A 13,023-nucleotide genomic window follows, 5' to 3' on the forward strand; every position below is an offset into this window, starting at 1 on the left:
GCGGTGTAGACGAGGGCCGAAAATGACTGTTCCACGCATCTGCTCAAGCTTTGGTCAATTGGCATGCCCGACCATCAATTCGTTCTGACCCTGTCCTGTCCGGATCGCCCCGGGATCGTCTCCGCGGTCTCGACGTTCCTGGCGCATAACGGCCAGAACATCCTGGACGCCCAGCAGTTCGACGACATCGAGACCGGCAAGTTCTTCATGCGCGTGGTGTTCACCGCGGCCGATCTCGCGGTCGGGCTGCCGGCGCTGCAGACCGGCTTTGCCGCGATCGCCGAACGCTTCGGCATGGAATGGCAGATGCGCGATCGCGCCAGCCGCCGCCGGGTGATGCTGCTGGTGTCGAAGTCCGATCATTGCCTGGTCGACATCCTCTATCGCTGGCGCACCGGCGAGCTCGAGATGATCCCGACCGCTATTGTCTCCAACCATCCGCGCGAGAGCTACGGTTCGCTCGATTTCGGCGACATCCCGTTCCACCATCTGCCGGTGACCAAAGAGACCAAGCGGCAGCAGGAAGACGCGGTATGGAAGCTCGCCCAGGACACCAATACCGACCTCGTGGTGCTCGCCCGCTACATGCAGATCCTGTCGGACGAGATGTCGGCGCGGCTGTCGGGCCGTTGCATCAACATCCATCATTCCTTCCTGCCGGGCTTCAAGGGCGCCAAGCCCTACCACCAGGCGCATGAGCGCGGCGTCAAGCTGATCGGCGCCACCGCGCATTACGTCACCAGCGATCTCGACGAGGGGCCGATCATCGACCAGGACGTCGAGCGTATCAGCCATCGCGACACGCCCGAGGATCTCGTGCGCAAGGGCCGCGACATCGAGCGCCGCGTGCTGGCGCGCGCGATCCGCTACCATCTCGCCGACCGCGTCATCCTCAACGGGCGCAAGACCGTGGTGTTCGTGGACTGATCCGCAGGTTCATCCCGGTTGCCGCGCTTTGACGGCGATGGTGTCGAGCTGCATCGAGGTGCTGCATGAAACTCATCCACATGAGCGACATCCATCTGACGGCGCCGGGGAGGACGATCTTCGGCCGTGATCCTCTGCTGAATTTCGAGCGTGCGCTCGATCATGTGCTTGCCGATCATCGCGATGCCGAGCTCATGGTGATCTCGGGCGATCTTTCCGATCTCGGCGACCTCGCCGACTATCAATTGCTGCGCGAACGCCTGAGCCGGTTTCCGATGCCTGTGCGGCTCTGTATCGGCAACCACGACCATCGCGAGACGTTTCTCGGCGTGTTTCCCGAATGCGCCGACGCGGACGGTTTCGCGCAGGGCGTTTACGACGCTTCGTTCGGCCGTTGCCTGCTCCTCGATACCTATGAGCCGGAGACGGCCGCCGGCAGTTTCTGCGAGAGGCGGCAGGCCTGGCTGCAGCGGCAGCTATCGGAGCATGACGGTCCGTTCTTCCTGTTCATGCATCACAATCCATTCCCGACGCATATCGCCCCGGTGGACCGGATCGGCCTGCTCGACGATGCCGCGTTCCGGTCGATCGTCGCGAAGCACCGGAGCAAGATCCGGCACATCTTCTTCGGTCACTGCCACATGGTGCTCAGCGGTTCTGTTGCCGGTGTCCCCACGACCTCGCTGCGCGGAACGAACCACGCAAGCTATCCCGTGTTCGCGGAGGTCTTGACCGTCGCCGATCTGCCGGAGTCCTACGGCGTCGCGTTCATCGGCGCGGACTACGTCACCGTGCATATGGTGGAGTTCGGCTACCGCGGCGACATCCTCAGCGAGGATTCGCCCAGCCAGGCAGTCATTGGGTAGCGTTCTGCGCCGGCGCCGCCGGCTTGGCGTCGTCGCCGCGCTCCGCCGCCGGCATCAGGCGCTTGCGTTCCCGCTCCTGCATGAACTTGTCGTACTCGGGGGTGCCCGCCCGCGGCGGCGCGTCGGCGGGCAGACCGCCGGCCCAGGCCGGAATGGTGTCGGCCATGCCGGCCGAGACCTTTTGGTTCACGGTGCTGCATCCCCAGAGCGCACAGGCCGCGAGCGCGAGGGCAGTCAGGACAGGGATGTGGCGTGTGAAGATCGACATTGGCGGCAGCATACAGCCCTGATCTTTATGGATGATGATCTCAGGCGCGACCGTTCGGCTGCAATTGTGCTTGTTTGTTGACATTGCAGATTGATTTGTACGATCGTACAAATGAAGCGGGCCAACGGAGGTCTGAGAGGCGAGAGCCGTTCCTGTAGGGGCGTTGAGTTTCGGGGAATGATTCTGGTATCCTGATACTTGTTTCTGCGGCGGGCCAAATCGCGGCGCGCGCGACACACGTCCATCGTCCGATTGACAGAGGGCGCGGGGAAACGCCTTGTCGCGTTACGGCTCGGCCGTGACATGTTGGGTTAAGGTAAGGCAAAGGGCCGGGCACTCGGCTCGACGCAGAAGAATGGAAGGGGGAGGGACGTCGATGTTCAATCGTCGCAGGATATTGCTGTGGGGCACCGCTTCGGCCGTGCTTCCGGGATTGTGCGCCAGCGTGCCGGCGTGGGCGGACGACGCCGTCAAGATTGGCCTGATCCTGCCGATGACCGGCGGCCAGGCCTCGACCGGCAAGCAGATCGATAACGCCATCAAGCTCTACATGCAGCAGAAGGGCGACACCGTCGCCGGCAAGAAGATCGAGATCATCCTGAAGGACGACGCCGCGGTGCCCGACAACACCAAGCGGCTCGCGCAGGAACTGATCGTCAACGACAAGGTCAATTTCATCGCGGGCTTCGGCGTGACGCCCGCGGCGCTGGCCGCGGCGCCGCTGGCGACGCAGGCCAAGATCCCGGAAGTCGTGATGGCTGCCGGCACCTCGATCATCACCGAGCGTTCGCCCTATATCGTGCGCACCAGCTTCACGCTGGCGCAGTCCTCCACCATCATCGGCGACTGGGCGGTCAAGAACGGCATCAAGAAGGTCGCGACGCTGACCTCCGACTACGCGCCGGGCAATGACGCGCTGACCTTCTTCAAGCAGCACTTCACCGCCGGCGGCGGCGAGATCGTGGAAGAGGTCAAGGTCCCGCTTGCCAATCCCGACTTCGCGCCGTTCCTGCAGCGCATGAAGGACGCCAAGCCCGACGCGATGTTCGTGTTCGTGCCGGCCGGGCAGGGCGGCAACTTCATGAAGCAATATGCCGAGCGCGGGCTCGACAAGAGCGGCATCAAGGTGATCGGCCCCGGCGACGTGATGGACGACGACCTGCTCAACAACATGGGCGATGCCGCGCTCGGCGCGGTGACGGCGCATCTCTATTCGGCGGCGCATCCCTCCGCGATGAACAAGGATTTCGTCGCCGCCTACAAAAAGGCATACGGCAACCGCCCGGGCTTCATGGCGGTCAGCGGCTATGACGGCATCCATCTGATCTACGAGGCGCTGAAGAAAACGGGCGGCGCGACCGATGGCGACAAGCTGATCGAGGCGATGAAGGGCATGAAGTGGGAGAGCCCGCGCGGCCCGATCTCGATCGATCCGGAAACCCGCGACATCGTGCAGAACATCTATATCCGCAAGGTCGAGAAGGTCGACGGCGAGCTCTACAATGTCGAGTTCGCGACCTTCGAGGCCGTCAAGGATTCCGGCAAGACCAAGAAGTGACGGAACGCGCTCCTGAGGCGCGAGCTTCGCTCTCTCCACGTCATGCCCGGGCTTGACCCGGGCATCCACGTCTTTCCCCGCGGCGAGAAGGCGTGGATGGCCGGGACGAGCCCGGCCATGACGGAGGCTTTGGTATTCGCGGCATGGTGTTTGTTGCGTCCTCAAGGCTAAACTGACCCGATGGCCTCTATCCTCACCAATTTGTTCGACGGCGTTGCCTACGGCATGCTGCTGTTCGTGCTGGCCTGCGGGCTTGCGGTGACGCTCGGGCTGATGAACTTCGTCAACCTCGCGCATGGCGCGTTCGCGATGGCCGGCGGCTATATCTGCGCCGTGCTGGTCAACAATTCCGGCTGGCCGTTCTTCGCAGGCCTGCCGCTCGCCTTTGTCGGGAGCGCTGTGATCGGCGTCGCGCTGGAGCGCACGCTGTACCGCCATCTCTATGCCCGCAGTCATCTCGATCAGGTGCTGTTCTCGATCGGTTTGGTGTTCATGTCGGTCGCGGCGGTCGACTACATCATGGGATCGTCGCGGGTCTTCATCAAATTGCCGGCGGCGCTGGAAGGCCAGATCGATCTGTTCGGCGTGGGCATCGGACGTTACCGGCTGATGATCGTCGTGATCTGCGGCCTGCTCACGCTGGCGCTGCAGCTGATCCTCGCGAAGACGCGATTCGGCAGCCGCCTGCGCGCCGCGGTCGACGATCCGCGCGCCGCGATCGGGCTCGGCATCAACGTGCCGCAGGTGTTCGCCTTCACCTTCGCCTTCGGCTGCGGCCTGGCCGGCCTCGGCGGCGCGCTGAGTGCGGAAATCCTCGGGCTCGATCCGTACTTCCCGCTGAAATTCATGATCTACTTCCTGATCGTGGTCACGGTCGGCGGCTCTTCCTCGATCACCGGGCCGTTCCTCGCATCGCTGCTGCTCGGCATAGCGGATGTCGCCGGCAAATATTACGTGCCCAAGGTCGGCCCCTTCGTGATCTACACTGTCATGATCGTGATCCTGCTCTGGCGCCCGAACGGCCTGTTCGGCCGCACCGCCGCGCGGTGAGACGGTCATGACCGCGCTGTCCGACGTCTCCACTCACGCGATGGCCGGCGCGCGCTGGCGGATCAGCGAGGTTGCCTTCTGGGTGCTGGCGCTCGGCTGCGCCTTCCTGTTCCCGTCGCGCTATCTGATCATGACCGACATCGTGCGGCTCGGCCTGTTCGCGCTGTCGCTCGACCTGATCCTCGGCTATGCCGGCATCGTCTCGCTCGGCCACGCGGCATTCTTCGGCGTCGGCGCCTATTCGGCCGGCTTGCTGGCGCTGCATGGCATCATGAACGAGCCCGTCATCGCGCTGGTCGCCGCCGGTCTCGTTGCGGCGGTGCTCGGCTTCCTGACCAGCTTCCTTGTTATTCGCGGCGTCGACCTGACGCGGCTGATGGTGACGCTCGGCATCGCGCTGCTGCTGGAAGCGCTCGCCGAGCGCTTCTCTGATATCACCGGCGGCACCGACGGTTTGCAGGGTATCGAGATGCAGCCGATCCTCGGGCTGTTTGCCTTCGACATGTTCGGCAAGACCGGATTCTTCTACTCGCTGATCGTGCTGTTCGTCCTGTTCCTGTTTGCCCGTCGCGTGGTGCATTCGCCGTTCGGCCTCTCGCTGCGCGCGATCAGGAACAATCCGCTGCGCGCGGCCGCAATCGGCATACCGGTCAACCGCCGCCTGATCGCCGTCTATACACTTGCCGCCTTCTATGCCGGGATCGCCGGCGCGCTGTTCACCCAGACCACGGCGCTGGCCTCGCTCGACGTGTTTTCCTTCGAGCGCTCCGCCGATTTGATGCTGGTGCTGGTGATCGGCGGCACCGGCTATCTTTATGGCGGGCTGATCGGCGCGGTCGTGTTCAAAATGCTGCAGGAGCTGTTTCAGAGCATCACCCCGCAATACTGGCTGTTCTGGATCGGCCTCGTGCTGGTCGTGATCGTGATGGTCGGCCGCGCACGGATCCACCGCTGGGCGCTGTTCGTGCCGAACCTGATCATCGGCCAGTTCGCCGGCCGCAAGGCCACCGCCGTGCCGGAGAGTGACCCGTCATGACGATCGCGCTCGAAACCCGCGGCCTCGAGAAATCCTTCGGTGGTCTTCGCGTCACCCGCGACCTCTCGCTGAAGGTGATGCAGGGCGCCCGCCATGCGCTGATTGGACCGAACGGCGCCGGCAAGACCACAGTCATCAATCAGCTGACCGGTGTGCTGACCCCGAACAGCGGACAAATCCTGCTCGAGGGCAGCGACATCACCGGCCTCTCCGTGCACAAGCGGGTGCTCCGCGGGCTGTCGCGTACCTTCCAGATCAACCAGCTCTATCCCGACCTGACCCCGCTCGAAACCATCGGGCTTGCTGTCTCCGAACGGATGGGCCGCGGCGGCGACTGGTGGCGGCGGATGGGGACGCGAAGCGACGTCAACGCCGAGATCGCCGAGATCCTGTCGCGCTTCCATTTGCTGGATGTGATGACCGAGCTCACCTCGACATTGCCCTACGGCAAGCAGCGCCTGCTCGAGATCGCGGTCGCGATCGCCGCCAAGCCGCGGGTGCTGCTGCTCGACGAGCCCGCGGCCGGCGTGCCGGAGAGCGAACGCCACGATATCCTGGCAGCGGTCGCAGCATTGCCGCGCGACGTCACCGTGCTGCTGATCGAGCACGACATGGACCTCGTGTTCTCCTTCGCCGACCGCATCTCGGTGCTGGTCAATGGCGGGCTGCTCACCGAGGGCGCGCCCGACGAGGTCGCGCGCGATCCACAGGTGAGATCGGTCTATCTCGGCGAGGCGGCCGATGTCTGACCTGCTCTCCATCAAGGGCTTGCGCGCCGGATATGGCGAGGCGGTGGTGCTGCCCGACATGTCGCTGGCGCTTGCCGAGGGCCAGGTGCTCGCGCTGCTCGGTCGCAACGGCACCGGCAAGACCACGCTGATCAATTCGATCGTCGGCATCGTCAGGCGCCTCAGTGGCAGCATCGCGCTCGCGGGCCACGACATCACGGCACTGCGGCCCGACCAGCGCGCCCGTGCCGGGATCGGCTGGGTGCCGCAGGAGCGCAACATCTTTCGCTCGCTGACGGTGGAAGAGAACATGACCGCGGTGGCGCAGCCCGGTCCGTGGACTGTCGAGCGGGTGTACGAGATGTTTCCGCGGCTGAAGGAGCGGCGCGGCAATTTCGGCAACCAGCTGTCCGGCGGCGAGCAGCAGATGCTGGCGATCGGCCGCGCGCTGACGCTGAATCCGAAAGTGCTGCTGCTCGACGAGCCGACCGAAGGCCTCGCGCCGATCATCGTTGAGGAATTGTTAAAGGCGATCGGAACCATCACGCGTTCCGGAGGCATCTGCTCGATCATCGTCGAGCAGAATGCACAAAAGATTCTCGGGCTCGCCGACCGCGTTGTGATATTGGAACGCGGGACGATCGTGCACGATGCCGCAAGCAGCGCGCTAAAGGCCGATCCCTCCGTCCTCGAGCGCCATCTCGGCGTCGCCGGGACCAAAAAACACTGACGCTCTCAGGGAGTTGACCATGCAACGAACCAAGCCACCGTTCCGCGCCGACGAGGTCGGCAGCCTGTTGCGTCCGCCAAAGATCAAGGAAGCGCGCGCCAGACTGGAGAAGCGCGAGATCTCGGCCGACGAGCTGCGCAAGATCGAGGACATGGAGATCGAGAAGGTCGTGCACAAGCAGGCCTCGGTCGGCCTGAAGCTTGCGACCGACGGCGAGTTCCGCCGCTCCTGGTGGCACTTCGATTTCCTCAGCCGCCTCACCGGCTGCGAGCTGTTCCACCCCGACATGGGTATCCAGTTCGCGGGCGTGCAGACCAGGCACGACGCCATCAGGGTGATCGGCAAACTGGATTTCCCCGATCGTCACCCGATGCTCGATCACTTCAGGTTCCTGAAGAAGTACGCCGACCAGGCGCATGTCACCCCGAAGATGACGATCCCGTCGCCGGCGGTGCTGCACTTCCGCGGCGGCCGCAAGCTGATCTCGAAGGAGGTCTATCCCGACCTTGAGGAGTTCTACCAGGACCTCGGCAAGACCTATCGCAAGGCGGTGAAGGCGTTCTACGACGCCGGTTGCCGTTACCTGCAATTCGACGACACGGTGTGGGCCTATCTGTGCTCGCAGGAGGAATTGCAGAAGTCGCGCGACCGCGGCGACAATCCCGATGGCCTGCAGGAGATCTATGCGCGCGTCATTAACTACGCGATCGCCGATCGTCCGTCCGACATGGTGATCACGACGCATGTCTGCCGCGGCAATTTCCGGTCGACCTGGATTTCCTCCGGTGGCTACGAGCCGGTCGCCGAGACCATGCTGACCGGCACCAATTACGACGGCTACTTCCTCGAATATGATTCCGATCGTGCCGGCGGCTTCGAGCCGCTGCGCTTCCTGCCGAAGGGCAACAAGGTCGTGGTGGTCGGCGTCATCACATCGAAGTTCGGCGAACTCGAGAAGAAGGACGACATCAAGCGGCGGCTGGAGGAGGCATCGAAGTTCGCGCCGATCGAGCAGCTCGCAGTGTCCCCGCAATGCGGCTTTGCCTCGACCGAGGAGGGCAACATCCTCTCCGAGGAAGAGCAGTGGGCCAAGCTGCGGCTCGCGGTCGAGGTCGCGAACGAGGTGTGGGGGAAATAACATCCGCTGTTTCCTCGCGTTATTGCGAGGAGCGATAGCGACGAACCAATCCATCTTTACTTTTGTGGGGGCATGGATTGCTTCGCTTCGCTCGCAATGACAGGGAGAGAGCAACGTTTCACTGCTCCGCCAGATAGACCTCGCCGAGCAGCGAGGAGTTCGACCACGGCACCTGCTTGCCCTTGGTCGCGGCGACGACCTCGGCGCGGACCCGCGTCAGCATCTGCTGCACCTCGAGGCCGGGCGTGCCGACATGGCGCGATAGCGCCGCGGAAAATGGGCTGTTGGCGCCTTCGCCGTCGAGCGCGACCTGGCCCGGCGCGGTTGCAAACGCGATCAGCGTGCCGGCGCCGAGCGTCGAGCCCGATCCGAGCGAAGCCGGCGCGGCAAGGCCGGAGCCGGCCTCGATGCCGCGGCTCGGGCCAGCGGATGCCACCCGCGGCGCCATCGGATTGTTGCGGCAGGCATCGAGGATCAAAATATTGGTGCGGATCTGATCGTCGAGGCCGGCCATGATGGTGTCCATGTCGACCATCGCGTCGGTCATGCGGCCGCCTGCCTTGAACTCGATATCGACCGGCACGAGGTAGTTGCGGCCCTCGACCTGCACGCCGTGACCGGCGTAGTAGACCACGGCGATCTGCGACCGCGCCGCCTCGCGCAGGAAGTCATGGATCGTCTTCTGCATCGCGTCGCGATCGAGATCGAGTCCCTCTGAAACAGTGAAGCCGATGTCGCGCAGGCTCCTGGCGATGGCACGCGCGTCATTGGGCGGATTGGGCAGCGCCTTCACATGCGCATAGGCGCCGTTGCCGATCACCAGCGCGACGCGCCGGCCGGTTGCCGCGGCCTGCACGCGTGCCGCGGGTGCGGCCGGAGCTGCTGCCGCGGGCGCCGGCGGTGCGGGCGCGGAGCTGTTCTCGGCGGCAGGCGCCGCCGCGGTCTTGCGCGGCGCCGCGTCGGCCTCCTTCAGCAGTGCGAGCCGCACCTTGGCGGTGGCCTGGTTGGCCTTGCTGCCGGCGTCGGAGGCCTGGCCCTCGAGCACCGCGGCGTAGTCCTCCTTGGCGTGCGCTGCATCGCCCTTCGCCTCGTAGGCGAGGCCGCGCTGGGTGTGGGCCGAGATCAGCACGCTGCCGGGCGGCGTCATGATGTTGACGGGCGCTTTCGCCTTCGCGAGCCGGATCGCTTCTGACGTGTCCGCAATCGCGCGTGCGATGTCGCCCTTGGCGCGCCAGATCACGGCGCGGCTGATCAGCGGCTGCGGCAGCGACGGGTCGAGCCTGACGGCCTCGTTGATGTCGGCGAGCGCGCCGTCGAGATCGCCGAGCGCCTGCTTCGAGGCGCCGCGGTTCTGATAGGAGAACGCCGACTTCGGACCGGCCTTGATCGCGGAGTCGTAGTCGGCGATCGCCTTGGCGTAGTCGCCCTTGCCGCGATAGGCGTTGCCGCGGTTGTGAAAGATGATGCCGCTCGGCGGCCCCATGCGCAGCGCGTCGTTGAAGTCGGCAATCGCGATGTCGTACTCGCCCTTGTCGTAATAGGCCGAGCCGCGCAGGTTGTAGACGGCTGCGCCCGGCTTCAGGCGCAGCGCCTCGGTGGCGTCAGCGATCACCTGCGCATAGTTGCCTTTCTTGTTCCAGCCCACCGCGCGCCAGAAATAGATCGTCGCGAGCTTCTCGCCGGAAAACACCTTCAACGCGATGATCTTGGTGCAGGCGTCGATCATCTGGTCGGCCGGCGTGGTGTCGGTCGTGCAGAGCGGGCCGAGCTGGGAGCGCGCCTGGGCGAAGCAGGGCGCCGACCACAGGATGGCCGCGAGCAGGCAGGGGATCAGGAGCAGTCGGCGCATCGGTCATCCGGGGGTAGGGCCGTCGCGGTGGTCGGCGGCGGCGAGGCAGTCCAGGAGGCTATCCATGACTGTTTGGTGATCGGCCGTGGAGGGGGGTTCAACTGGTGGGAAAATGGTGATAAGACATCGCCGCACACAATCTCTGCCCACTTTTGTCCCACTGGCCGTTGCCCACTCCAGGCACCATGAAGAACGACGAAATCCTCAGTCAGATCACGGATTTCTGCCGTCACTCCGACATGGCGGAGACGACGTTCGGCCGCCGTGCCGTCAACGACGGCAAGCTGGTGCACCGGCTGCGCGAGGGCAAGCGCATCACCATCGATACGCTCGACCGCATCAATGCGTTCATTGCGACCTCGACGCCGGGCGGCGTGGCGCCGCCGCGCGGGCTCGTAGTGCCGCCGGAAAAGCGCGATCCGAGGGGCAATTTCCGCTTCTTCGAGAACCGCCAGCGCTATTTGCTGTTTGTGCACACCTGCAGCGAGAAGCGGGTGATCGCCGACCGGGTTGCGCTCGAATTGGCCGCAATCCACCCGCGGCCCCCGGCGCTGCGGGTCTTCGATGCCGGGATGGGCGATGGCACCGTGCTGGCGCGGGTCCTGCGTGCCATGCATGGCCGCTTCCCACATATGCCGTTCTATGTCGCCGGCAAGGAACTGAGCCTGGAAGACGTCCGCCTCACCCTCGACAAGGTCCCCGACCGCCTGTTCGAGCACCCGGCCAGCGTCTTCGTGTTCACCAACATGTATTACGCCGAGGCGCCCTGGCTGACGCCCAAGAACTCCGCGGCGGCGGCCAGCATGATCTGGCACGAGGTGGCCCTGCGGGGCGCTTCCTCCGGCGAATTCGAGACCCAGATCGCCGAACTCGGTCCATTCCTGGAGCAGAACTGGCGGGCCAACCTCAGCCCCGGCAATGCGATGCCGATCTACGAGCGGCCGGTGGCGCTGGTGCTGTACCGGGACGACCACCGGTTCCTGCTCGATTCCATCATTCCCCGCGCCGGCCGGACCGAGGCCAATTTCGACCTCGTGATCGCCTCGCAGCCCTATCGCGCCAAATCCTCGGTGAATTTCCGCGCCAAGCGGATCATCGCGCCGCTGGCCCGCGCGCTGCGCGGCGGCGGACGGCTGATAGGAATCCACTCCCACGGAAGCGATCCCGGACTTGAAATTATTCAGTCGGTCTGGCCGGGAGAAAATCCTTTCGCCGTCAGCCGTCATGAGATACTGCGCGCGGTGAAATACGAGTTGGGCTCGGCCGGCCGCGAGCTGAACTTCAACGCCTACGCCGATAACCGATCGATCTTCCGATATGATATGGAAGCGCTGCCTAATGAGGTGACCGGCTCGATCGGAACCTCGACCGCCTTCGCCGCGTGGAATGCAGCAGTGTATGTCGCGCAGATCGAAGATGAGCGGTTGACTGAAACGACCGAAAACGGACGAGCTCTCGAGGCCACACGCGAGGTTCTCCGGAAACACAACGGGCTGTGGTTTTACGACGAATCCTACGTCATCTCGCGGCGACGAGACTGACATTCCGGGGACATATTCACCAACCAACGTCGGACTTCGACGAAACAAGGGGTTTGCTTGATGCGCGCGTCTTATCTCTTCACCAGCGAGTCGGTCTCGGAAGGCCATCCGGACAAGGTCTGCGATCGCATCTCGGATGAGATCGTCGATCTGTTCTATCGCGAGGGGCCGAAAGCGGGCATCGACCCGTGGCAGATCCGCGCGGCCTGCGAAACGCTCGCGACCACCAACAAGGTGGTGATCGCCGGCGAAACCCGCGGGCCGGCTTCGGTCACCAACGAGCAGATCGAGGGCGTGGTTCGCTCTGCGATCAAGGACATCGGCTACGAGCAGGACGGCTTCCACTGGAAGACCTGCGATATCGAGATCCTGCTGCATCCGCAGTCGGCCGACATCGCGCAGGGCGTCGACGCCCTGCAGCCGGGCGAGGTCAAGGAAGAGGGTGCCGGCGACCAGGGCATCATGTTTGGTTACGCCACCAACGAGACGCCGGACCTGATGCCGGCGCCGATCTTCTACGCCCACAAGATCCTGCGGCTGATCTCCGAAGCGCGCCACTCCGGCAAGGAAAAGGTGCTGGGTCCGGACTCCAAGAGCCAGGTCACCGTGCAGTACGAGAACGGCAAGCCGGTCGGCGTTCGCGAGATCGTGGTGTCGCACCAGCATCTCGTCGAAGACCTCTCGTCCAGCCAGATCCGCGACATCGTCGAGCCCTATGTGCGCGAGGCGCTGCCGAAGGAGTGGATCAACGGCAAGACGATCTGGCACATCAATCCGACCGGCAAGTTCTTCATCGGCGGTCCCGACGGCGACTCCGGCCTGACCGGCCGCAAGATCATCGTCGACACCTACGGCGGCGCGGCCCCGCATGGCGGCGGTGCGTTCTCCGGCAAGGATCCGACCAAGGTCGACCGCTCGGCCGCCTATGCCGCGCGCTATGTCGCCAAGAACATCGTCGCGGCCGGTCTCGCCGACCGCTGCACGCTGCAGCTCGCCTACGCGATCGGCGTGGCGCGTCCGCTGTCGATCTACATCGACACCCACGGCACCGGTAAGGTGTCGGAGGACGAGCTCGAGAAGGCGGCGGCCAAGGCGATGGATCTGACGCCGCGTGGCATCCGCACCCATCTCGATCTCAACCGTCCGATCTACGCGCGCACCTCGGCCTACGGCCATTTCGGCCGCACGCCCGACAATGAGGGCGGCTTCTCCTGGGAGAAGACCGATCTCGTCGAGCAGCTGAAGCGCGCGCTCTGACACTCACTCTTACCTCGCCCCGCTTGCGGGGAGAGGTCGCCACGAAGTGGCGGGTGAGGGGGACTCTCCGCGAAT

12 protein-coding genes are annotated in these 13,023 nt (G+C 64.6%); 10 read left to right on the plus strand and 2 right to left on the minus strand.

The window, feature by feature from the left end; translation table 11 throughout:
- Positions 1–63 precede the first annotated feature (63 nt).
- The gene (gene purU, locus HAP47_RS14470; RefSeq protein WP_173637658.1) at positions 64–927 is read left to right on the plus strand and encodes a formyltetrahydrofolate deformylase; all 864 of its coding nucleotides are present in this window, start codon (positions 64–66) and stop codon (positions 925–927) included.
- A 65-nt stretch (positions 928–992) separates the two neighbouring features.
- Positions 993–1,793 (plus strand): phosphodiesterase, encoded by an 801-nt coding sequence (locus HAP47_RS14475; RefSeq protein WP_173637657.1) that lies wholly within the window; start codon positions 993–995, stop codon positions 1,791–1,793.
- Here the strand turns inward: HAP47_RS14475 and HAP47_RS14480 are convergent.
- A complete protein-coding gene (locus HAP47_RS14480; RefSeq protein ID WP_371821781.1) occupies positions 1,783–1,983 on the minus strand; it encodes a hypothetical protein in 201 nt (66 codons plus the stop codon). The two genes, HAP47_RS14475 and HAP47_RS14480, sit on opposite strands and share 11 nt — an antisense overlap.
- A 454-nt stretch (positions 1,984–2,437) precedes the next feature.
- On the opposite strand from HAP47_RS14480, the gene HAP47_RS14485 reads away from it, so the two are divergent.
- From HAP47_RS14485 to HAP47_RS14510, 6 genes are all read left to right on the plus strand, one after another.
- Positions 2,438–3,619, plus strand: coding sequence for an ABC transporter substrate-binding protein (locus HAP47_RS14485; protein WP_173637655.1), 1,182 nt, complete (start codon positions 2,438–2,440; stop codon positions 3,617–3,619).
- Between the two features lie 180 nt (positions 3,620–3,799).
- Positions 3,800–4,669: a branched-chain amino acid ABC transporter permease gene (locus tag HAP47_RS14490; protein ID WP_173637654.1), complete on the plus strand. Its 870-nt coding sequence runs from the start codon at positions 3,800–3,802 to the stop codon at positions 4,667–4,669.
- Between the two features lie 7 nt (positions 4,670–4,676).
- Positions 4,677–5,705, plus strand: coding sequence for a branched-chain amino acid ABC transporter permease (locus HAP47_RS14495; protein ID WP_173637653.1), 1,029 nt, complete (start codon positions 4,677–4,679; stop codon positions 5,703–5,705).
- Entirely contained in the window at positions 5,702–6,454 is a 753-nt protein-coding gene (locus HAP47_RS14500; protein ID WP_173637652.1) for an ABC transporter ATP-binding protein, read from the plus strand. The genes HAP47_RS14495 and HAP47_RS14500 overlap by 4 nt, the downstream gene beginning before the upstream one ends.
- Complete coding sequence (locus tag HAP47_RS14505) at positions 6,447–7,163, plus strand: ABC transporter ATP-binding protein (protein ID WP_173637651.1); 717 nt, start codon at positions 6,447–6,449, stop codon at positions 7,161–7,163. The genes HAP47_RS14500 and HAP47_RS14505 overlap by 8 nt, the downstream gene beginning before the upstream one ends.
- Before the next feature lie 19 nt (positions 7,164–7,182).
- Positions 7,183–8,301, plus strand: coding sequence for a cobalamin-independent methionine synthase II family protein (locus tag HAP47_RS14510; protein ID WP_173637650.1), 1,119 nt, complete (start codon positions 7,183–7,185; stop codon positions 8,299–8,301).
- Between the two features lie 118 nt (positions 8,302–8,419).
- Here HAP47_RS14510 and HAP47_RS14515 read toward each other — a convergent pair whose 3' ends face one another.
- Positions 8,420–10,150, minus strand: coding sequence for a caspase family protein (locus HAP47_RS14515; protein WP_173637649.1), 1,731 nt, complete (start codon positions 10,148–10,150; stop codon positions 8,420–8,422).
- A gap of 185 nt (positions 10,151–10,335) precedes the next feature.
- Here HAP47_RS14515 and HAP47_RS14520 point away from each other — a divergent pair, with 185 nt between their 5' ends.
- On the plus strand, positions 10,336–11,691 hold the full coding sequence (locus HAP47_RS14520; protein ID WP_173637648.1) for a hypothetical protein: 1,356 nt from the start codon (positions 10,336–10,338) through the stop codon (positions 11,689–11,691).
- 60 nt (positions 11,692–11,751) lie between these two features.
- Positions 11,752–12,948: a methionine adenosyltransferase gene (gene metK, locus HAP47_RS14525; protein WP_173637647.1), complete on the plus strand. Its 1,197-nt coding sequence runs from the start codon at positions 11,752–11,754 to the stop codon at positions 12,946–12,948.
- The last annotated feature ends 75 nt before the right edge of the window (positions 12,949–13,023 follow it).

This window comes from Bradyrhizobium sp. 41S5, from assembly GCF_011516665.3.
Classification (GTDB): domain Bacteria; phylum Pseudomonadota; class Alphaproteobacteria; order Rhizobiales; family Xanthobacteraceae; genus Bradyrhizobium; species Bradyrhizobium quebecense.